This is a genomic window from Kitasatospora sp. NPDC058218, assembly GCF_042882445.1.
In the GTDB taxonomy this organism is placed as follows: Bacteria; Actinomycetota; Actinomycetes; order Streptomycetales; family Streptomycetaceae; genus Kitasatospora.
The window spans coordinates 41196-61843 of record NZ_JBHVWC010000067.1 but is presented as its reverse complement, the minus strand read 5'-3'; the positions used below and the strand labels follow the sequence as shown (position 1 = coordinate 61843).

Below are 20648 nucleotides of genomic sequence, written 5' to 3'. Positions count from 1 at the left end.
GAGCCGAGGGTGCAGGCGAGCGCGACCTCGCCGGCGATCATGGCTCGGATCCGGGCGCGGCCGGCGGCCGGCGCGGTGGGGGCGGCCCAACCCGCGGGGGGCCGCGGCCGCCCCCCCCCGGGGGCCCCCCCCGGGGGCCCGGGCACACGGGGGGGCCCCGGCCCCCCCGGCCCGGCGCCGGCCCCCGCTGCTGCGTCAGGCCGACCGGGGCGATCAGGCCTCGGTCTTCTCCTCGGCGTCGGCCTCGGCGGCCGGGGCCTCGGCGGCGACGGTCTCGGCCGACTCGTCGGTCTCGTCGTCGTCGAAGTTGATCTCGTTGCCCTCGGTGTCGAGGACCTTGGCGGCCTCGACCACGGTGGCCAGCGCCTTGCCGCGGGCGACCTCGCCGACCAGCAGCGGCACCTGGCCACCCTGGACGACCTGCTGCGCGAACTGGTCCGGGGTCAGGCCCGAGCCGGCGGCGCGGCGGATGAGGTGCTCGGTGAGCTCCTGCTGGTCGACGCCCAGCTGCTCGTCGGCGACGATCTGGTCCAGGACGAACTGGGTCTTGATGCCCTTCTTCGCCTGCTCCTCGGTCTCCGCGAGGAACTCCTCCTCGGTCTTGCCCTGGGTCTCCAGGTAGGACGCGAGGTTGAGGCCCATGGGCTCCAGCTGGTGGTGCTCCAGGTTGTGCTTGCGGGTCTCGATCTCGTCCTTGAGGAGCTTCTCCGGGAACTCGATCTCGACCAGCGCCAGCAGCGCGTCGAGCACCTTCTCCTGGGCCTGGGTGGCCTGGTCGTACTCCTTCATGCGCTCGAGGCGCTTGCGGGAGTCGCCGCGCAGCTCCTCCAGCGAGTCGAACTCGCTGGCCAGCTGGGCGAACTCGTCGTCCAGCTCGGGGAGCTCCTTCTCCTGGACGGCGGTGACGGTGACGGAGACCTCGGAGGTCTTGCCCGCCTGGGTGCCGCCCTTGAGCTCGGTGGAGAAGGTGGCGGTGCCACCGGCCTCCAGGCCGACGACGGCGTCGTCGATGCCGTCGATCAGACGGCCGGAGCCGATCTCGTAGCTGACGCCCTTGGCGATGCCGTCCTCCGGCACCTCGCCGTCGACGTTGGCCTCGAGGTCGACGACCACGATGTCGCCGGCGGCCGCGGCGCGCTCGACGTCCTTGACCGAGGAGAAGCGCTCGCGCAGCTGCTCCAGCGACTTGTCGACGTCCTCGTCGGTGACCACGATCGGGTCGACGGTGACCTCGATGGTCGAGAAGTCCGGAAGGGTGATCTCGGGGCGAACGTCGACCTCGGCGGTGAACTTCAGGTCACCGCCGTCGGCGATCGTCTCGACACCCTCGATGTTGGTGATGTCGGGCTGGCCGAGGACCTCGATCTTGCCCTCGTCGACTGCCTGCGTGTAGAAGCGCGGGAGGGCGTCGTTGACGGCCTCCTCCAGCACGGCGCCACGACCGAAACGCTGGTCGATGACACGGTTCGGGATCTTGCCCTTGCGGAAGCCCGGGACCGAGACCTGCTGGTTGATCTTCTTGTACGCCGCGTCGAGGCTGGGCTTGAGCTCCTCGAAGGGCACCTCGACGGTGAGTCGAACCCGGGTCGGGTTCAGAGTCTCGACGGCGCTCTTCACGGTTTGGTCTCCTATGGGCTTGCGGTCAGGTTGCCTCCGCCCTCCCCATCGGCGCCGGCCGGGGCCGGTGCTGGCGGGTCGGGCGAGACGGGCGATGGGCGGTTGGAGCTGCATCTCCCGTGGGGGGTGGACGGTGAGCGTGACTCCTCGCCCTCGTGCGGTTGACCTGGGTTGACGCCACAGGGACTACCGCCAGCGCCCCATCCTACCGGTACCACGAAAGGCGGACGCCAGGACGCTGCCGTCAGCGGCCGCTCAGCCCTTCCCCACGGGCTCCGCGACCGGCTCGGCCGCCCCCTCGGCGGTACCCCCGGCCGGTACCGCGCGCATGGTGGCGGCGGCGTCGGAATCCCGTACCAGCAAGGCGATCGCGGCCGCCGCCAGCGCCAGGCCGGCCGCGGTGAGGAAGGCCGCGCGATAGGCGGTGAGGTTCGCCACGGGCGTACCCGACGCATTCACGGTGAAGGCGCCCACGGCCGTCAGCACGGTGCCGAGCACCGCGACCCCGAGCGCGGAGCCGAGCTGGCGCTGCGCGTTGTAGAGGGTGGAGGCGGCACCGGTGTCGCGCGCGCTGATGGTGGCGAAGGCAGCGGTCTGCGAGGGCATGAAGACGTGCGACATCGCGTAGCCGGTGACGAACATCAGGGCGCGCACCGCCCAGAGGTTGCTGTCCGGCCCGATCGTCGCCATCAGGGCCAGGCAGCAGGCCACCACGGCGGCGCCGGTGGCCAGGATCCGGCGGGGGCCGATCCTCGGGTAGAGGCGGCTCGCGATCTGGGAGGCGAGCATCACCCCGAGCGCCTCGGGGAAGACCATCAGGCCGCTGTGCAGGGCGTCCATGCCGAGCGCGTCCTGCATCAGCAGCGGGAAGAGGTAGAGCATGCCGAGGAAGGCCGCGCCGGAGAAGAGCGAGAGCAGGTTGGTGGTGCGGAATATGCGGTCCCGGAAGAGCCGCAGGTCGAGCATCGGCTCCGGGCGGCGCAGCTCGACGACGACCAGGGCCGCCAGCGCGCAGGCGCCGACGAGCGCCGAGGCCAGGATCCGCACGCTCCCCCAGCCCTGCGACGCGCCCTCGGAGAGCGCGTACATCGCGGCGCCGAAGCCGACGGCGGAGAGCAGGAACCCGGCCGCGTCGAACCGGCCGGCCCGCTCGGCGCGGTAGTCGGGCAGCGCGAGCAGCCCGAAGACCAGCGCGGCGATGCCGACCGGCACGTTGACGATGAAGACCCAGTGCCAGGACCAGCCGTCCACCAGCCAGCCGCCGAGCACCGGCCCGGCGGCGGGCGCGACGGCGGTGGGCAGCATCAGGATGCGGGTGGCCCGCATCCGCTCCTCCTGCGGGAAGGCGCGGAAGAGCATGGTCATCCCGACCGGGGTGAGCAGGCCGCCGGCCGCGCCCTGGAAGATCCGGTAGAGGGTGAGCGAGGTCATCGAGCCGGCCGCGCCGCAGAGCAGCGAGGCGAGGGTGAACAGGGCGAGCGAGGCGAGGAAGACCCGCCGGGTGCCGAAGCGGTCCCCCAGCCAGCCGGAGAGCGGGACGAAGACGGCCAGGCTGACCAGGTAGCCGACGTTGATCACGCCGACCCCGGCCGGATCGGTGCCGAACTGGCGGCCGATCGCGGGCAGGGCGACGTTGACGATCGTGGTGTCCATGATCGACATGAAGAGCGAGGCGACGAAGACGACTCCGACCGCGATCTTGGGGTTCATCCTCATCGGGCTCATCCGGGCTCCAGCATTTGGTGAAATGTCAACCATTCACCATGCCGGACCGGACCCGGAAACGACAACAGGCCCCCGGCGCCGCCCGCGGACCGCCGAGCGGTGCCCGTGGACCCCGAAGACGCCAACAGGGCCCCGCCGAGGACGAGACCCTGCCGCACTGTCGGGGTGACCGGATTCGAACCGACGGCCTTCCGCTCCCAAAGCGGACGCGCTACCAAACTGCGCCACACCCCGTGGTGCCGAGAGGAAGCGTACACGCCGGGCCCCACCCGGTCGGCGACATATCCGAGGGCCCGAGAACGAATGTGGTGTGCACGCAGGCGACCGGACCAGGTACGCTGTTCCCGACCTTCCGTCCGGCGACGGCCGGGGGATCACGCGGGTGTAGCTCAATGGTAGAGCCCTAGTCTTCCAAACTAGTCACGCGAGTTCGATTCTCGTCACCCGCTCCACCTGCCCGGCCCCGGCACGACGACACCGTCGTGCCGGGGCCGTTGCGTTTCCCGACCGCCCGTCAGGGCTCCGGGCTCCGACCCCCGGGCCTCCGCCCCCGGACCGTCGGCCCGTCAGAGGCCGAGCCGGCCGGCGCGGGCCGCGGCACGGTCGAGCAACTGGTGGACGTCGGCCTGCCGGGTGGTGGGCCGGTCGTTGTACTCGTCCGGGGAGGCCGCCGGGCGGCCGGTGGCGTGCAGCACCTCCATCAGCTGCACCCGGGCGGTCCGGACGGTGTCCGGGGTGCCGTAGCCGTGGGCGAGCACGGCGGCCTGGGCACCGAGCAGGCAGACCCGGCCGGCGCCGTCCCACATCGCGCCCTGCAGCCAGCCGACCGCGCCGATGTAGCGGGACGCGAGCCGCAGATGGTCGGCGGCGCTCACCGGCACCGGGCGGGCGGGCCGGCGCAGTGCCCGGTCCAGCAGCGTGGCCCGGGGCAGCGGGTGGCCGGCGTGCCAGGGCTGCACGGTCGAGCCGAGCGGGCAGACGTACGGCGGCCGGGGGTACGCCTCCGGAGTGCGCGCCGGAGCGGGCAGCGAGGAGAGGTACGCCTCGATCTCGGCGACCAGACCGGAGCCGTCCGGGGTGAGCAGCGGCGGAGCGGGCGTCAGATCGGTGCGGGGCATGCGGTTCTCCAGGCGGTGGCCTACGGTTGCCGCTACCCAAAATGGTGCATAGAGGACATTTCTGCGACCGGAGAGCCGGGCCCGCATCGGCGACCGGCGGCCCGCATCGGTTTCCCGGCAGGGCTCCGGGCCGATAGCCTCGGCGGCGTTCGAAAGCAGTTCGAGAGCAGTTCGAGAACGCTGCGAACCCGAAGGTGGAGGAGTGTCGGGTGCGTCCCCAGGACCGACTGACCGTCATACAGCGCTCCGTGGTCCGGGAAATGGCACGCTTCGGGCAGGTGTTCACCGTCGACGGCGAGGTGGTGCGCGGTCCGGACACCACGGCGGTGGCCGTCCGGGAGCACCCCGGCGTCGACGGCGCCGGCCACGTCGACCTGGGCTTCGTGCTGCGACTGGGCCACGCGGACGCGCCGGTGGTGTGGGACTGCGCGGCCGGCCTCGGCAAGACCGAGGAGGAGAAGCTCGACAACGCGGTGCGGATGTGGGCGACCACCACCGCCTCGGCCCTGGTCGAGCTGCGGGAGCGCCGGGGCGAGCACGGCGACCACGCCGATCACCCGGAACTGCCGGGCTGGCACGCCGTGCAGGGGCCGGCGGCGGTGTTCGGCTTCGGCAACGAACGACTGGCCGGCTGGCTGGCGGAGCACCGGGTGCTGCCCGCGCTGGCGCCCGCGCTGCTGCCGGAGCTGACCGGGCGGCACCTGAACGGCGTGAAGCTCTTCCTCGGCGGCAAGGCGGGGGACGACGTCGCCGAGGTCCGGGTCAACGGCGAGGTGTCGGAGGCCGCGTCGGCGGCGCTGCGCGCGCTGGACTGGCCGCGTGGCGAACGGCTCTGCTGGGCGCGGCTGTTCGTGCTGCTGACGGCCCCGGACGCGGCGACGGTGACGACCGCGCCGACGGGCGCCGCGGCGCCCGTGGCGGTACGGCGGCCGACCCCGGCGGCGGCGCGGGCCCGGGGGCTCTTCGCCCGCTGGCGGCAGGCCAGACGGGCCGACCGGTGACCCGGACGGCCGGCCTCCACCCCCGCTGAACCCGCCCCGGGCCCCGCCCGAGGCCGCCGGGGGTCAGCTGGCGATGTTGGAGATGCTCTTGGCGATCTGGCTCAGGAAGTCCTGGATCGGCTTGGCGGCCGTGCTCTGGTTGAGCATGAAGCCGAACAGCGCGGCCAGGATCGCGTGCCCGACCTTCAGTTGCTTGTTGCGGATGAAGATGAAGCAGATGACGCCGAACAGGACCAGTGCGGAGACGGAGAGTGCCACCCGGACTCACTTCCTCGTTTCATAGCGGGGCGCCATCGGCTGACAGCCCCTGCGAAGCCGGACCCCGGCCTGTCCGACGGTCCCGAGGCGGAACGGCAGTTCGTCCGACGTGTCGCGGCCGGAAGGAGAGTCCGGTACGGCCGGACGGTGTCCGTCGTGCCGCATGTGGCGCCCCCATCCCCCGAATCCTGACCAGTCCCGCCCGGACTCAGTGTGGTCGACCGTGCCGATTGCGTAAAGGTCTGACTGTCAGCCGAACGCCGATATCCTGCGATGCGAGACGAGTTTCCGCCGACCGAGACGATAGCGGAGGCGTTCTGACGAATCGTCGGTGGGGCGCCGCTGAGCGGCCGGGAAACGCCCGGCGGGTCGGACCGGAACGGGCTGGTCCGCTCCGGTGACGGCGGCTCGGAAATGGCTGAAGATCAGCTCCCAGGCTTGACAGCAGCTGCCTGCGGCATGTGCCCGGGCACCGCGGGCGCGGATACCGGGGGAAACGGCCCGGTGAGGGGACCGGCGGACCCGGTGGAGGGGCCTGCGGCGGGTGGGCTCCCGGCGGACCCGGGCCGACCGGGCGGACGCGGTCCGGACGGGCGGTGCGGGCGGCCGTCGGTGTCAGTCGCGCCAGAGCAGCAGGACGGCGCGGTCGTCGTTGATGTCCCGGGCGACCGTCTCGATCAGCCGGGCGGCGGCACCCACACCGGCGGCCGGACCGCCACCGGGGACCAGCCGGTCGGCCTCGCCCATCAGCCGGTCCATCCCGTCGGAGAGGTCCCGGCCGGGCGCCTCGACCATGCCGTCGGTGCAGAGCATCAGGACGTCGCCGCGGTTCAGCCGGCCGCGCACGCCCTCGAACTTGGCGCCGTCGTAGATGCCGAGCAACGGCCCCTCGGTGGTCTCCTTGATCTCCCAGCGCCCGGCGCCCGCGAGCCGCTGCATCCCGGGCAGGTGGCCCGCCGAGAGCAGCTCGTACTCCCCCGTGTCCAGGTCGAGGACCAGGTGGACGGCGGTGGCGAAGCCCTCCTCCCAGGACTGGCGGAGCAGGTACCCGTTGGCCGCGGGCAGGAAGTCGTGCGCGGGCAACGAGCCGACCAGGCCGCCGAAGGCCCCGGAGAGCAGCAGGGCGCGCGAGCCGGCGTCCATGCCCTTGCCGGAGACGTCCGCCAGGACCACCTCCAGCACCCGCTGGGCGGGGCCGGTCCTGGCGGCGACCACGAAGTCCCCGGAGAAGGACTGCCCGCCGGCCGGGCGCAGCGCCATGTCGGCGTGCCAGCCGTCCGGCAGCTCCGGGACGCGGCTCTGCACCCGCAGCCGCTCGCGCAGGTCGAAGAGCATGGTCGAGCCGCCCCACCAGGGGACCCCGACCCGGCTGCGGAACTGGGCCAGCAGCAGGCCGCCGACCCCGGCCGCACCGACCACCAGCGCGGCGCCGGGGGTGACGCCGTAGGTGTAGGCGTCCGGGTCGGCGCTGGCGACCCGCTGGCCGGTGTGGATCACGGACTCGGCGGAGAGCCCGAGCGCGGCCAGCGCGTAGAGCACCACCAGGCTGCCGGGGCGCAGCAGCAGGGCCGCGGCCAGGATCGGCAGGACCAGGGAGGTGGGCGGGGCCCAGGCCGGGATCCAGATGTTGAGCAGGATCAGCAGCGGGACCAGCAGGGCCAGCACGCAGAGCACCGGCCAGTCGGCGGCGCCGCCGCGGAAGTAGTCGACACCGGCGGTGCGCAGCCTTCGGCGGACCCGGCGGAGCTTCTTGCGCAACCGGGCCGTCACGGGGTCGGGCACCGTGGCGGCGCCGGGCCTCGTCGCAGTCGTCTGGGGCGTTTCGCCCGGCGGTCTGCCAGCCATGGGGACCGACCATATCCACCGGTGCGGGTCGGCGTCGACGGCTCGGACACGGGCGGCGTCGCCGTGGCGCGGGCGCGTCAGCGGGTTTCGGCCGATCGCGGCGGGTGTCGGCCGCTGCGTCAGGAAGCGTACGGCGGTTGGGCGTACGAACCACGCGGGCCGCGCACGCGCCCCGCGCGCGGGGCGGTCCACGCGCCGGCCGGGGAGGGCGGGCGCTGTGGCCGATCACACAGGACGGCGCGGATGCCGACAGACGCGCCGGCCGGCCGCGCTGGGGAGCGCGGCCGGCCGGCGGGAGCGGTCGAGGGGGTGGGTCAGACCTGCGGGTGGTGGGCCGGGATCGGCGGGAGCTCGCCGGTGGTCTCGTACTCGCTCAGCATCGTGATCCGGCGGGTGTGCCGGTCGTCGCCGCTGTACGGGGTGTTGAGGAAGACCTCGACGAAGCGGGTGGCCTCCTCCTGGGTGTGCATCCGGCCACCGACGGAGATCACGTTGGCGTTGTTGTGCTCGCGGCCGAGCGAGGCGGTCTGCTCGCTCCAGGCCAGTGCGGCACGGACGCCCTTGACCTTGTTGGCGGCGATCGCCTCACCGTTGCCCGAACCGCCGATCACGACGCCCAGCGCCTCCGGGTCGGCGGCGGTGCGCTCGGCGGCCCGCAGGCAGAACGGCGGGTAGTCGTCGGCCGCGTCGTAGATGTGCGGCCCGCAGTCGACCGGCTCGTGGCCGGCCTCCTTGAGCCACTCCACGAGGTGGTTCTTCAGTTCGTATCCGGCATGGTCCGAGCCCAGGTACACGCGCATGCCCATGAGTGTGGCATGCGCGCGCACCGGGTCCGCGCAGGGGGCGGCCGAGCGAGCCGGGCCCACCCGGCCGAGGCCCGGAATCCGAGCGAGCCGGGCCCACTCAGCCGAGGGCCAGAACCGAGCGAGCACCCCGGAGGCGAGCCGAGGCCCAAGAAGATTCAGCGCTTCCCGAGCAGCTTCCAGGCGAGCGGCAGGGCGCCGGCCGCGAGGACGGCCTTCAGCGCGTCGCCGACCAGGTACGGGTAGAGACCCAGTTCGGCGGCGCGGGCCAGCGGGACGTCCAGCGAGAAGGCGAGGTACGGCACGCCGACGGCGTAGATGGCGAGGGTGCCGAGGGCCATCGTGGCGGCGGTGTTCAGCGGGGTCCGGTCGGCGCCCCGGCGGGCCAGCGCGCCGGTGAGCGCGGCCGCGAGGACGAAGCCGATCATGTAGCCGAGCGTGGGGATCGACCAGCCGGAGGCGCCCTCGGCGAACCAGGGCAGGCCCGCCATGCCGGCCAGCAGGTAGAGGCCGAGCGAGGCGATGCCGCGGCGGGCGCCGAGCGCGGTGCCGACCAGCAGGGCGGCGAAGGTCTGGCCGGTGACCGGCACCGGGGAGCCGTGGACGCTCACCGAGAACTGGGCGGCCAGGCCGGTGAGGGCGGCGCCGCCGGTCACCAGGGCGAGGTCACGGGCCTGGGCGCCGAACCGGCCGGACGCGGCGGGCAACAGGTCGGCCAGGACGGCGCGGCTCAGTATCGGGGTGCTGGCAGTCGGGGTGCTGGCAGTGGCCATCGGGGGTTCCTCCGCACGGGGACGGTCGGCGATCGGGTGATCGGGCGAGTCGGACGATCGGGTGAGCGTTTGGATCAGGTGATCGGATGATCAGGTGGCTCTGATGATCAGGTGAGTGAACATCTGTGAACCTACGCGCTGATCGTCGCCGACACCGTCAGGGAACCGGACAAAGCCCCGGAGCCGGTCATTGTCGGGTCCGACCCCCTCGCGGCCACGGAATGTGACCAATTCGGCCATTTCCCGTCACGATCCGGTCCGCATCGTGGGCCCGGCCCCGTCATTCTTGGCATGGACAGCAGTGCCCCCGGATATTGGGCAACTCGCACCGCATTCCGAACAGTCTGGATTCCCTCCTCATGGCCCGTACCTCCGCGCCCTCGGCGCCCGGGACGACCTCCACCACCGATGCGCCGGCCGGTGGGCAGCAGCTCTCGCACGGCCTGAAGCAGCGCCACCTCTCGATGATCGCGCTCGGCGGGGTCATCGGCGCCGGTCTCTTCGTCGGCTCCGGGGCGGGCATCGCGGCGGCCGGGCCCGCCATCATCCTGGCTTTCACGCTCTCCGGCCTCCTGGTCATGCTGATCATGCGCATGCTCGGCGAGATGTCGGCGGCCCGCCCGGCGTCCGGTTCCTTCTCGGTCCACGCCGAGAAGGAGGTCGGCCCGTGGGCCGGGATCACCGCCGGCTGGATGTACTGGGTGATGCTCTGCTGCGGCGTCGCGGCCGAGGCTACCGCCGCCGGAAAGATCGTCAACGGCTGGATCCCCGGCGTCTCCGCCTGGGTCTGGGTCGGCCTCTTCATGGTCTTCTTCTGCGCCAGCAACCTCACCGCGGTGAAGAACTTCGGCGAGTTCGAGTTCTGGTTCGCCACCATCAAGGTCGCCGCGATCATCGCCTTCCTGGTGCTCGGCACGCTCGGCGTCGCCGGGGTGCTCGGCCCCGGCGCCCCCGGCACCGAGAACCTCACCGGCCAGGGCGGCTTCCTGCCCACCGGCGTCAGCGGGCTGATCGTCGGTCTGCTCGCCTCGGTGTTCGCCTACGGCGGTCTGGAGACCGTCACCATCGCCGCCGCCGAGTCCGACGACCCCAAGCGCAACGTCGCCAACGCGGTGCGCACGGCCGTCTGGCGCATCGCGATCTTCTACATCGGCTCGATGGCCCTGGTCGTCACCCTGGTCTCCTGGAAGGACCCGTCGGTCGTCGAGAACGGCCCCTACGTGACCGTCCTGCAGCACCTGGGCGTGCCCGGCGCCGGCACCATCATGGAGGCCGTGGTGCTGATCGCCCTGCTCTCCGCGATGAACGCCAACATCTACGGCTCCTCCCGGATGGCGTACTCGCTGGTCTCCCGCGGCCAGGGTCCGAAGGCGCTGGCCAAGGTCAGCGGCGGGGTGCCGCGGCTGGCCGTGGTCGCCTCCTGCCTGTTCGGCTTCGGCGCGGTGCTGGCCTCCAAGTTCTGGCCCGACACCGTCTTCACCTGGCTGATGAACACCACCGGCGTCGCCATCCTGGTGGTCTGGTTCTTCATCTGCGTCGTCCAGTTGCGGATGCGCCGGCGACTGGAGCGCGAGACGCCCGAGCTGCTCACCGTCCGGATGTGGGGCTTCCCGTACCTGACCTGGATCGCGATGGCCGCCGTGGTCGGCATCCTGGCGCTGATGACCACCACCGAGGGCAACCGGCAGCAGCTGTACGCGGCCGGTGTGCTCGTCGCGCTGCTCGTCGCGGCCGGCCTGGTCAAGCAGCGCCGGGACGCCGCCGCCACCCGTTAGGACACGCGCGAGGGCCCGGTACCGCTCGGCGGTACCGGGCCCTTCGTGCTGCCGCGGCCCCGCCCGGGAGGACGGGGCCGCGGCAGCGGTACGGACGCGCCTACTCGAAGGACGGGCCCGCGGTGCGGGTGCGCTTGATCTCGTAGAAGCCCGGGGTCGACGCGACCAGCAGGGTGCCGTCCCAGAGCCGGGCGGCGGCCTCGCCGCGCGGGGCCGGGGTGACCACGGGGCCGAAGAAGGCCACCCGCTCGCCGTCCGCGCCCTCGACCGCGATCACCGGGGTGCCGACGTCCTCGCCGACCAGGGTGATGCCCTCCTTGTGCGAGGCGCGCAGGGCCTCGTCGTACGCGTCGGTGTCGGCGGCGTCCGCCAGCTCGGCCGGCAGGCCCGCCGCGACCAGCGCCGCCTCGACGGTCTCGCGGGTCCGGGGCAGGCCCTGGTTGTGGAAGCGGGTGCCCAGCTCGGTGTAGAGCCGCCCGAGCACCTCGTCGCCGTGCTGCTGGGCGGCGGCGATGCAGACCCGGACCGGGCCCCAGGCGCTGTCCAGCAGCTCGCGGTAGTCCTGCGGGAGGTCGCGGTGCTCGTTCAGCACCGACAGACTCATCACGTGCCAGTTCACGTCCACCGGGCGCAGCTGCTGGACCTCGATCAGCCAGCGGGACGTCATCCAGGCCCACGGGCAGGCCGGGTCGAACCAGAAGTCGGCGGTCTTGCGCTCAGCGGCAGTCGTCACGGCTGTCGTCCTTCGGTGAGATGCGGGGCGGCCCCGACGAGGGGTCCACCCGATCCCGAACACCCGCGGGGCGCCGCTGATTCCGAACCGGCGCCCCGGTTTGTGCAATGGTACCGGCGCGGAGGGCGTGAAAGGATGCCCCCGCAGCACCACAACCCGCAGCACCCCACCGCACCAGTGAACACCGCACCACCGTGCGAGCCGGACAAAGGAGTACCGCCGTGCCGGGCAAGAACCTGAGCCGCGACGAAGCCCAGCAGCGGGCCAGCATCCTGGCCGTGGACAGTTACCAGGTCCGGCTGGACGTGACCTCGGCCCCCGACCCGGCGGCCGCCACCTTCCGCTCCACCACCACGATCGCCTTCCGCTGTACCGAGCCGGGCGCCTCGACCTTCCTCGACCTGCTGGCGAGCGCCGTCCGCGCGGTCACCCTGAACGGCCGCGCGCTCGACCCGGCCACCGCCTTCGACGGCGCCCGGGTGCACGTCGACGGCCTCGCGGAGCAGAACGTCCTCGTGGTGGACGCCGACTGCGCGTACAGCCGCACCGGCGAGGGCCTGCACCGCTTCACCGACCCGGTGGACGGCGAGACCTACCTCTACACCCACTACGAGCCGGCCGATGCCCGCCGGGTGTTCGCCACCTTCGAGCAGCCCGACCTGAAGGCCCCGTTCTCCTTCACCGTCACCGCGCCCGCCGCCTGGGACGTCCGGTCCAACGCCGTGCACGAGCAGGTGAGCACCGAAGGCACCGCCCGCACCTGGCGGTTCGCGCCGACGCAGCCGATCTCCACCTACCTCACCGCCGTGGTCGCCGGCCCGTACCACGTGGCCACCGACCACTACAGCCGCGCGCTGGCCGACGGCACCACCCTGGAGATCCCGCTCGCCGCGCTGTGCCGCAAGTCGCTCGCGCCCTACTTCGACTCCGACGAGATCCTCGGCGTCACCAAGCTCGGGCTCGACTTCTTCCACGAGGAGTTCGACTACCCGTACCCGTTCGGCAAGTACGACCAGGCCTTCGTGCCCGAGTACAACATCGGCGCGATGGAGAACCCGGGCTGCGTCACCTTCCGCGAGGAGTTCATCTTCCGCTCGAAGGTCACCGACGCCGCCTACGAGGGCCGGGCCAACGTCATCCTGCACGAGATGGCGCACATGTGGTTCGGCGATCTGGTCACCATGCGCTGGTGGGACGACCTGTGGCTGAAGGAGTCGTTCGCCGACTTCATGGGCTCCTACGCGCTGATCGGCGCCCGTACCCGCTACTCCTCCGCCTGGGTCACCTTCGCCAACCAGCGCAAGGCCTGGGCCTACCGGCAGGACCAGTTCCCGACCACGCACCCGATCACCGCGGACATCCGGGACCTGGAGGACGCCAAGCTCAACTTCGACGGCATCACCTACGCCAAGGGCGCCTCGGTGCTCAAGCAGCTGGTGGCGTACGCCGGTTCGGAGGCCTTCTTCGAGGGCGCCCGCCGCTACTTCGAGCGGCACGCCTTCGGCAACACCGAACTCGCCGACCTGCTGGACATCCTGGAGGAGACCAGCGGCCGCGACCTCAAGTCCTGGGCCGCCGCCTGGCTGCAGACCGCCGGCGTCAACTCGCTGACCCCGCAGGTCACCGTGGACGCCGAGGGCCGGATCACCGAACTCGCCGTCCTCCAGGACGCCGGGAACGGCGCCACCCTGCGCCCGCACCGGATCGCCGTCGGCCTCTACGACCGGGACGCCGACGGCGCCCTGGTGCGCACCGAGCGGATCGAGCTGGACGTCACCGGTGCCCGCACCGTCGTCGCCGAGGCCGTCGGCCGGGCCCGGCCCGCGCTGGTGCTGCTGAACGACGACGACCTGACGTACTGCAAGATCCGCTTCGACACCGAGTCGCTGGAGACGCTGCGCGCCGGCCTCGGCGACATCGACGGCGACCTGGCCCGGGCGCTCGCCTGGTCCGCGGTGTGGAACCTGACCCGGGACGGCCTGATGCCGGCCCGCGACTACATCGCCCTGGTGCTGCGCTTCGCCGGGCAGGAGTCCAACATCGGCGTGCTGCAGTCGCTGCACCTGCAGGCCAAGGGCGCCGTCGACCTGTACGCCGACCCGGCCTGGCGCGGCGAGGGCGGCCGACTGCTGGCCGACGGCGCGCTGCGCGAGCTGCGCGCCGCCGCCCCCGGCAGCGACCACCAGCTGGCCTGGGCCCGCTTCCTGGCACAGACCGCCAACGGCTCCGAGCACCTGGGCCTGGTCCGCGGCCTGCTCGCCGGCACCGCCCGGATCGACGGCCTGGACGTCGACCAGGAGCTGCGCTGGGCGCTCTGGCTGGCGCTGGCCGCGGCCGGCCAGGCCTCGGACGAGGAGCTCGCCGAGGAGCTGTCGGCCGACAACACCGCCAGCGGCAAGCGCCAGTACACCCAGTGCCTGGCCGCCCGGCCGACCCCGGAGGCCAAGGCCGCCGCCTGGTCCGCCGTGATCGACTCGGACGAACTGCCCAACGCGCTGGTCGAGGCGAACATCGCCGGCTTCGCGCTGCCCGCGCACCGCGACCTGACCGCGCTGTACGCGGCGCCGTACTTCAAGCTGCTGGAGCGGGTCTGGTCCGAGCGGACCATCGAGATCGCGATGCGGATCGTCGGCGGCTTCTTCCCGCACGCCCAGATCAGCGAGGAGACGCTGGCCGAGGCGGACGCCTGGCTGGCCGGCCACCCGGACGCGGCCCCCGCGCTGCGCCGGCTCGTGCTGGAGCGCCGGGACGACCTGGCCCGGGCGCTGCGGGCGCAGGCCTGCGACCGCGCCTGAGGCACCCCGTCCGCACCGGAGCCCCCCGCCGCGCGTGCTCGCGCGGCGGGGGGCTCCGGCGTGTCGTGCCGGTCAGCCGCGCTGGAGGCCGCGGTCCAGGGCGGCGAGCGCGCTGCCGTCGGCGTCGTCACCGTCCAGCGACCAGACCATCACCCCGGCCAGGTCGTTCCACCGGGTGTAGCGGGCCTTCTGGGTGAGCACCTCGGCGTTGTCGTAGCTGTAGAAGGTGGTGCCGTCGTACTTCCAGGACGCGCCGTGGTCACGGTCGGTGTAGACCTTGCCGGGCAGCCGGGAGACCTCGTTGTAGGTGAAGTCGGCGGTGGCCCCGGTGGCCGGCTGGTACAGGCCGCCCTGCTTGCCGGCCGGCACCCCGGTCCAGCCGTGGGCGTAGAACGGCACGCCGAGCACGGTCTTGGAGCCCGGCAGACCGTGCTGGGCGTAGAAGTCGACCGCCTTGTCCGCGCTGCGCTGCAGCGGCGACGGGTCCTTGGGGTCGGAGTACAGGTTGGCGTGGTGGGCGGCCGGGCCGGTGCCCTCCCACGGACCGTGCAGGTCGTAGGTCATCAGATTGAGCCAGTCGATCGAGCGCGAGAGCGTGGGCAGCTCCAGCCGGGCGGCCACGGTCTCGTTGGCGGCCACCGCCGCGGTCAGCAGGTAGTGCGGGCCCTTGCGGCCGCCGAGCTGGTCCAGCTGGCGCCGGAACTCCTGCACCAGCAGGGTGAAGTTGCGGCCGTCCTCGGGCCGCACCACGTTGCCGGCGTCACCGCCGCCGCCCGGGTACTCCCAGTCGAGGTCGATGCCGTCGAAGACACCGGCCGCGACGCCCTTGCCGCCCTCGGCGGTGCCGAGCTGGGGCAGGTTGCCCTTGATGTACAGGTCGATGCAGGAGGAGACGAACTTCTTGCGGGACTCCTCGGTGGCGGCGGCGTCCGAGAAGTACTTGGACCAGCTCCACCCGCCGAGCGAGATCACCGTCTTCAGTTGCGGGTTCTCGGCCTTGAGCTTGCGCAGCTGGTTGAAGTGGCCCTTGAGCTTCTGGCCGGGGCGGTCGGCCACGCCGTCCACCGACTCGGCGGCGGAGAACGGGCGCTGGTAGTCGTTCAGGGCGTCGCCCTGGCCGGCCTCGTTGGACTCGAAGCAGGTGCCCTCGGCGGAGACGTTGCCGAAGGCGTAGTTGATGACGGTGAGCTTCTCGGCCTGACCGGACTCCTGCACCCGCTTCGCGGAGCTGTCGGCGCCCCACTGGGTGAAGTAGCCGACCCGCTGCCCCTTCAGCTTCGGGCCGTGGTCACGGTCGTGGGCCTGGGCCGTGGGGGCCGCGAGGGCGGCGGCCACCGTGGCGGCGGCGATGAGGGCGGCGGTGCGACTGAACATGCGCATGGGAGAAGACCTGCGGCTTTCTCTGATTCAGCGTCAAATGGTCTGGACCAAGCTGAAACAGAGGTTTAGTCCATTCGGTCCGGACATACAAGAGGCCGGACCGCGTTGACGCGATCCGGCCTCTTGACTGTCTCTTTACCGGCGGGGCCTCGGCCCCGCCGCCCGTGCGGTGATCAGCCGATCAGGCTGCGCAGCACGTACTGCAGGATGCCGCCGTTGCGGTAGTAGTCCGCCTCGCCGGGGGTGTCGATGCGCACGACCGCGTCGAACTCGACCTCGCCGGCCTTGACCTTGACGGTCGCCGGGGTGCGGCCCTCGTTGAGCTCGGTCACACCGGTGAAGGAGAAGGTCTCCTCGCCGGTCAGGCCGAGGGACTCGGCGTTCTGGCCCTCCGGGAACTGCAGCGGCAGGACGCCCATGCCGATCAGGTTCGAGCGGTGGATGCGCTCGTAGGACTCGGCGATGACGGCCTTCACGCCCAGCAGCGCGGTGCCCTTGGCGGCCCAGTCGCGGGACGAGCCCGAGCCGTACTCCTTGCCGGCCAGGACGACCAGCGGGGTGCCGGCGGCCTGGTAGTTCTGCGAGGCGTCGTAGATGAACGACACCGGCGCGTCGGCCTGGGTGAAGTCGCGGGTGTAGCCGCCCTCGGTGCCCGGCGCGATCTGGTTGCGCAGACGGATGTTGGCGAAGGTGCCGCGGATCATCACCTCGTGGTTGCCACGGCGCGAGCCGTACGAGTTGAAGTCGCGCTTCTCCACACCGTTGGCGGTCAGGTACTGCGCCGCCGGGGTGCCCGGCTTGATGTTGCCGGCCGGGGAGATGTGGTCGGTGGTGACCGAGTCGCCCAGCTTGGCCAGGACGCGGGCGCCGGCGATGTCGGTCACCGGGCTCGGGGTCTTGGCCATGCCCTCGAAGTACGGGGGCTTGCGGACGTAGGTGGACTCGGCGTCCCACTCGAAGGTGTTGCCGGTCGGGACGGGGAGCGACTGCCAGCGGTGGTCACCGGCGAAGACGTCCTGGTAGCCCTTGTCGAACATGGCCTCGTCGATGGAGCCGGCGACGGTGTCGGCGACCTCCTTCTCGGACGGCCAGATGTCGGCGAGGAAGACGTCGTTGCCGTCGGCGTCCTGGCCCAGCGCGTCGCGGGTGATGTCGATGTTCATGTTGCCCGCGAGGGCGTAGGCGACCACCAGCGGCGGGGAGGCCAGGTAGTTCATCTTGACGTCGGGGTTGATCCGGCCCTCGAAGTTGCGGTTGCCGGAGAGCACCGAGACGACCGCCAGGTCGGACTCGTTGACGGCGGCCGAGACCTCCTCGGGCAGCGGGCCCGAGTTGCCGATGCAGGTGACGCAGCCGTAGCCGACCAGGTTGAAGCCCAGCTTCTCCATGTACGGGAGCAGGCCGGCCTTCTCGTAGTAGTCCATGACGACCTTGGACCCGGGGGCCAGGGTGGTCTTGACCCAGGGCTTGACGGTCAGGCCCTTCTCCACGGCCTTCTTCGCCAGCAGGGCGGCGCCCAGCATGACGGAGGGGTTGGAGGTGTTGGTGCAGGAGGTGATCGAGGCGATCACGACCGCGCCGTTGTCGATCTCGTAGGTCGAACCGTCGGGGGCGGTCACCGCGGTCGGCTTCGAGGCCTCGGCCGAGTAGGTCGGCAGCGCCTCGGCGAACTTGGTGGCGGCCTCGGCCAGGATCACGCGGTCCTGCGGGCGCTTCGGGCCGGAGATCGACGGGACGACGGTGGAGACGTCCAGCTCCAGGTACTCGGAGTAGACCGGCTCGACCGACGGGTCGTGCCAGAGGCCCTGCTCCTTGGCGTACGCCTCGACCAGGGCGAGCTGCTGCTCGCTGCGGCCGGTGAGCTTCAGGTAGCTGATGGTCTCGGCGTCGATCGGGAAGATCGCACAGGTCGAGCCGAACTCCGGCGACATGTTGCCGATGGTGGCGCGGTTGGCCAGCGGGATCGCGGTGACGCCCTCGCCGTAGAACTCGACGAACTTGCCGACCACACCGTGCTTGCGCAGCATCTCGGTGATGGTGAGCACCAGGTCGGTGGCGGTGGTGCCGGCCGGCAGCTGGCCGTTGAGCTTGAAGCCGACCACGCGCGGGATCAGCATGGAGACCGGCTGGCCGAGCATCGCGGCCTCGGCCTCGATGCCGCCGACGCCCCAGCCCAGCACGCCCAGGCCGTTGACCATGGTGGTGTGCGAGTCGGTGCCGACGCAGGTGTCGGGGTAGGCCTGGCCGCCCCGGACCATGATGGTGCGGGCCAGGTGCTCGATGTTCACCTGGTGGACGATGCCGGTGCCGGGCGGGACGACCTTGAACTCGTCGAACGCGGTCTGGCCCCAGCGCAGGAACTGGTAGCGCTCCTTGTTGCGGCCGTACTCGATCTCGACGTTCTGGACGAAGGCGTCCGGGGTGCCGAACTTGTCGGCGATGACGGAGTGGTCGATGACCAGCTCGGCCGGGGCCAGCGGGTTGATCTTGGCCGGGTCGCCGCCCAGCTCCTTGACGGCCTCACGCATGGTGGCGAGGTCGACCACGCACGGCACACCGGTGAAGTCCTGCATGATCACACGGGCCGGAGTGAACTGGATCTCCTGGCTCGGCTGGGCGTCGGCGTCCCAGTTGCCGAGCGCGCGGATGTGGTCGGCGGTGATGTTCGCGCCGTCCTCCGTGCGGAGCAGGTTCTCCAGCAGCACCTTGAGGCTGTAGGGCAGCCGCTTGGAACCCTCGACGGCGGAGAGCTTGAAGATCTCGTACGACTCGTCGCCCACCTGCAGCGAGCTGCGGGCGTCGAAGCTGTTCGCGGACACGACTGACTCCTTCTAGGTGCTTCGTGCGGTATCCGGCCGCCACGGTGGTAAGGTCAGCCTTACTTAGGCCAACCTTGCCCGCACCGCCGGTGAGCGCCTCTCGGCAAGTATCTTGATGTCGAGATATATAGTAATGGGCAGTTATCTCGATGTCGAGATAAACCATAGTGCATGGCGGCGCGTCCGCCACGTCGGCACCACCTCCACGCTGCCCGCGCCCGGCACATCCCTTTCGAACCCCCCGTGACGAGGCCCCCAAGGGCAGACATCCAACGGTGGACGGTCCCCCGGGGGACCGGGCGCGTCCCGGGGGTGTCCGTTCGGCACGGGCCGCCGTTGAGCAGGGCGTCCCGCTCCGTCTGCCCCTGGAAGGCCCGCCGATGCCCAGTCCGATCGCCGCCGCCCTGCTCCCGCTCGCCCTGCTGGCGCCCACCGCCGCCGCGGCCGCCCCGGCCACCTCCCCCGCCCAGGCCGCCCAGGGCTCCGGGGGCCCGCTGGTCTCGGTGGTCGAGGCCGACTTCGACCCGGCCTCGGCCTTCGTCCCACCGACCGCGATCAGCCACGCCGCGGACCTGGTGCCGTACGGCTCGCACGTCCGCGTGGTGGTCGACCGCTCGGTCCCCGGGCGGACGCTGCTGACCCTGACCACGGCCGGACTCGCCCCGGACCACGAGTTCCCGGCACACCTGCACACCGGCACGTGCGGGTCCGATCCGGCCGCCTCCGGCCCGCACTACCAGCACGTCGCGGACCCGGTGCAGCCGTCCACCGATCCCGCCTACGCCAACGACCGCAACGAGCTGCGGCTGACGCTGCGCACCGACGGCCGGGGCACCGGCGCGGCCGCCGCCTCGGTGGCCTGGCACCCCCGGCCGGGCGAGGCCCGCTCGGTGGTCCTCCATGCGGGCACCCCGGCGGGCCGGCACGCCGCGGGCGACCGGGCCGCCTGCGTGAAGCTGACACCGTGACGCACCGCCCGGGCCGGGCCGGCCCGGGCCTCAGGCCCCGAGGGTCGCGACCAGCACGGCCTTGATGGTGTGCAGGCGGTTCTCCGCCTGGTCGAAGACGATGGAGTGCTTCGACTCGAACAGCTCGTCGGTGCACTCCAGCTCGGCCATCCCGGTCGTCTCGTGCAGCTGCCGCCCGACCACCGTGCCCAGGTCGTGGAAGGCGGGCAGGCAGTGCAGGAACTTCACGGCCGGGTTGCCGGTCGCCCGGACGGTGTCCATCGACACCTGGTACGGCTTGAGCAGCTCGATCCGCTCGACCCAGACCTCCTTGGGCTCGCCCATCGAGACCCAGACGTCGGTGTAGAGGAAGTCGGCGCCGGCCACGCCCGCGTCGACGTCCTCGGTGAGGGTGATCCGGGCGCCGGTCGACTCGGCGAGTACGTCGGCCGCCTTCCGGACGTCCTCGGCGGGCCAGAGCGCCCGGGGCGCGACGATCCGGACGTCCATGCCGAGCAGGGCGCCGGTGACCAGCAGCGAGTTGCCCATGTTGGAGCGGGCGTCGCCGAGGTAGGCGAGGGCCACCTCGTTCAGCGGCTTGGTGGTGTGCTCCTGGATGGTCAGCACATCGGCGAGCAGCTGGGTGGGGTGCCACTCGTCGGTCAGGCCGTTCCAGACCGGGACGCCGGCATGGGCGGCCAGCTCCTCGACGACCTCCTGACCGTGCCCCCGGTACTCGATGCCGTCGAACATCCGGCCGAGCACCCGCGCGGTGTCCTTGATCGACTCCTTGTGGCCGATCTGCGAACCGGACGGGTCCAGGTACGTGGTGGTGGCGCCCTGGTCGTGGGCGGCGACCTCGAAGGCGCAGCGCGTCCGGGTGGAGGTCTTCTCGAAGATCAGCGCGATGTTCTTGCCGCGCAGCCGGGGCTGCTCGGTGCCCGCGTACTTCGCCGCCTTGAGCCGGGCGGCGAGGTCCACCAGGAAGCGGAACTCCTGGGGAGTGAAGTCGAGCTCCTTGAGGAAGTGCCTGTTCCGGAGGTTGAACGCCATGCCGGG

Annotated in this window: 15 protein-coding genes and 2 tRNA genes; 5 read left to right on the top strand and 12 right to left on the bottom strand. The window is 71.9% G+C overall.

Going from position 1 to position 20648, the window contains the following annotated elements:
• Nucleotides 1-213 precede the first annotated feature (213 nt).
• The 3 genes from tig to ACFVYI_RS34220 all read right to left on the bottom strand — a co-directional run bounded on the left by tig (nt 214) and on the right by ACFVYI_RS34220 (nt 3576).
• A complete protein-coding gene (gene tig / locus ACFVYI_RS34230) occupies nt 214-1617 on the bottom strand; it encodes a trigger factor (protein WP_387892785.1) in 1404 nt (467 codons plus the stop codon).
• 255 nt (nt 1618-1872) lie between these two features.
• Nucleotides 1873-3342 (bottom strand): DHA2 family efflux MFS transporter permease subunit, encoded by a 1470-nt coding sequence (locus ACFVYI_RS34225; RefSeq protein WP_387892783.1) that lies wholly within the window; start codon nt 3340-3342, stop codon nt 1873-1875.
• Nucleotides 3343-3502: 160 nt separating this feature from the next.
• Nucleotides 3503-3576 (bottom strand) — tRNA-Pro (locus ACFVYI_RS34220).
• Between the two features lie 144 nt (nt 3577-3720).
• Here ACFVYI_RS34220 and ACFVYI_RS34215 point away from each other — a divergent pair.
• A tRNA-Gly gene (locus ACFVYI_RS34215) sits at nt 3721-3794 on the top strand.
• Between the two features lie 114 nt (nt 3795-3908).
• On the opposite strand, the gene ACFVYI_RS34210 is transcribed toward ACFVYI_RS34215, so the two are convergent.
• Entirely contained in the window at nt 3909-4460 is a 552-nt protein-coding gene (locus ACFVYI_RS34210) for a hypothetical protein (protein WP_387892781.1), read from the bottom strand.
• Nucleotides 4461-4669: 209 nt separating this feature from the next.
• Between ACFVYI_RS34210 and ACFVYI_RS34205 the strand changes: the two genes are divergently transcribed.
• The gene (locus ACFVYI_RS34205) at nt 4670-5461 is read left to right on the top strand and encodes a DUF6348 family protein (protein ID WP_387892780.1); all 792 of its coding nucleotides are present in this window, start codon (nt 4670-4672) and stop codon (nt 5459-5461) included.
• 63 nt (nt 5462-5524) lie between these two features.
• Here ACFVYI_RS34205 and ACFVYI_RS34200 read toward each other — a convergent pair whose 3' ends face one another.
• The 4 genes from ACFVYI_RS34200 to ACFVYI_RS34185 all read right to left on the bottom strand — a co-directional run bounded on the left by ACFVYI_RS34200 (nt 5525) and on the right by ACFVYI_RS34185 (nt 9140).
• On the bottom strand, nt 5525-5719 hold the full coding sequence (locus ACFVYI_RS34200) for a hypothetical protein (RefSeq protein WP_329487645.1): 195 nt from the start codon (nt 5717-5719) through the stop codon (nt 5525-5527).
• A 615-nt stretch (nt 5720-6334) separates the two neighbouring features.
• Entirely contained in the window at nt 6335-7564 is a 1230-nt protein-coding gene (locus ACFVYI_RS34195; RefSeq protein WP_387892778.1) for a PP2C family protein-serine/threonine phosphatase, read from the bottom strand.
• Nucleotides 7565-7878: 314 nt separating this feature from the next.
• Nucleotides 7879-8364 (bottom strand): ribose-5-phosphate isomerase, encoded by a 486-nt coding sequence (locus ACFVYI_RS34190; RefSeq protein ID WP_387892776.1) that lies wholly within the window; start codon nt 8362-8364, stop codon nt 7879-7881.
• Between the two features lie 161 nt (nt 8365-8525).
• Nucleotides 8526-9140 carry a biotin transporter BioY gene (locus ACFVYI_RS34185; protein WP_387892774.1) on the bottom strand — a complete coding sequence of 205 codons (615 nt, stop codon included), beginning with the start codon at nt 9138-9140 and terminating at the stop codon, nt 8526-8528.
• 359 nt (nt 9141-9499) lie between these two features.
• On the opposite strand from ACFVYI_RS34185, the gene ACFVYI_RS34180 reads away from it, so the two are divergent.
• Nucleotides 9500-10915 carry an amino acid permease gene (locus tag ACFVYI_RS34180; RefSeq protein ID WP_387892772.1) on the top strand — a complete coding sequence of 472 codons (1416 nt, stop codon included), beginning with the start codon at nt 9500-9502 and terminating at the stop codon, nt 10913-10915.
• A 100-nt stretch (nt 10916-11015) separates the two neighbouring features.
• Here ACFVYI_RS34180 and ACFVYI_RS34175 read toward each other — a convergent pair whose 3' ends face one another.
• Nucleotides 11016-11648: a DsbA family protein gene (locus tag ACFVYI_RS34175; protein WP_387892770.1), complete on the bottom strand. Its 633-nt coding sequence runs from the start codon at nt 11646-11648 to the stop codon at nt 11016-11018.
• A gap of 221 nt (nt 11649-11869) precedes the next feature.
• On the opposite strand from ACFVYI_RS34175, the gene pepN reads away from it, so the two are divergent.
• Nucleotides 11870-14443 carry an aminopeptidase N gene (pepN, locus tag ACFVYI_RS34170; RefSeq protein WP_387892768.1) on the top strand — a complete coding sequence of 858 codons (2574 nt, stop codon included), beginning with the start codon at nt 11870-11872 and terminating at the stop codon, nt 14441-14443.
• A gap of 72 nt (nt 14444-14515) precedes the next feature.
• On the opposite strand, the gene ACFVYI_RS34165 is transcribed toward pepN, so the two are convergent.
• Nucleotides 14516-15823 (bottom strand): glycoside hydrolase family 18 protein, encoded by a 1308-nt coding sequence (locus ACFVYI_RS34165; RefSeq protein WP_387892766.1) that lies wholly within the window; start codon nt 15821-15823, stop codon nt 14516-14518.
• Nucleotides 15824-15996: 173 nt separating this feature from the next.
• Complete coding sequence (gene acnA, locus ACFVYI_RS34160; RefSeq protein ID WP_387892765.1) at nt 15997-18642, bottom strand: aconitate hydratase AcnA; 2646 nt, start codon at nt 18640-18642, stop codon at nt 15997-15999.
• Nucleotides 18643-19022: 380 nt separating this feature from the next.
• Between acnA and ACFVYI_RS34155 the strand changes: the two genes are divergently transcribed.
• Nucleotides 19023-19610 (top strand): superoxide dismutase family protein, encoded by a 588-nt coding sequence (locus tag ACFVYI_RS34155; RefSeq protein ID WP_387892763.1) that lies wholly within the window; start codon nt 19023-19025, stop codon nt 19608-19610.
• A gap of 30 nt (nt 19611-19640) precedes the next feature.
• Here ACFVYI_RS34155 and argF read toward each other — a convergent pair whose 3' ends face one another.
• Nucleotides 19641-20642, bottom strand: a complete 1002-nt coding sequence (gene argF / locus ACFVYI_RS34150; RefSeq protein ID WP_387892762.1) for an ornithine carbamoyltransferase — start codon at nt 20640-20642, stop codon at nt 19641-19643.
• Between the last annotated feature and the right edge of the window lie 6 nt (nt 20643-20648).

Coding starts and splice junctions, on each gene's coding strand:
- ACFVYI_RS34210 (WP_387892781.1), bottom strand. CDS start 4,460: ATGCCCCGCACCGATCTGACGCCCGCTCCGCCGCTGCTCACCCCGGAC.
- ACFVYI_RS34190 (WP_387892776.1), bottom strand. CDS start 8,364: ATGCGCGTGTACCTGGGCTCGGACCATGCCGGATACGAACTGAAGAAC.
- ACFVYI_RS34195 (WP_387892778.1), bottom strand. CDS start 7,564: ATGGCTGGCAGACCGCCGGGCGAAACGCCCCAGACGACTGCGACGAGG.
- ACFVYI_RS34155 (WP_387892763.1), top strand. CDS start 19,023: ATGCCCAGTCCGATCGCCGCCGCCCTGCTCCCGCTCGCCCTGCTGGCG.
- ACFVYI_RS34185 (WP_387892774.1), bottom strand. CDS start 9,140: ATGGCCACTGCCAGCACCCCGACTGCCAGCACCCCGATACTGAGCCGC.
- argF (WP_387892762.1), bottom strand. CDS start 20,642: ATGGCGTTCAACCTCCGGAACAGGCACTTCCTCAAGGAGCTCGACTTC.
- ACFVYI_RS34165 (WP_387892766.1), bottom strand. CDS start 15,823: ATGCGCATGTTCAGTCGCACCGCCGCCCTCATCGCCGCCGCCACGGTG.
- ACFVYI_RS34225 (WP_387892783.1), bottom strand. CDS start 3,342: ATGAGCCCGATGAGGATGAACCCCAAGATCGCGGTCGGAGTCGTCTTC.
- ACFVYI_RS34180 (WP_387892772.1), top strand. CDS start 9,500: ATGGCCCGTACCTCCGCGCCCTCGGCGCCCGGGACGACCTCCACCACC.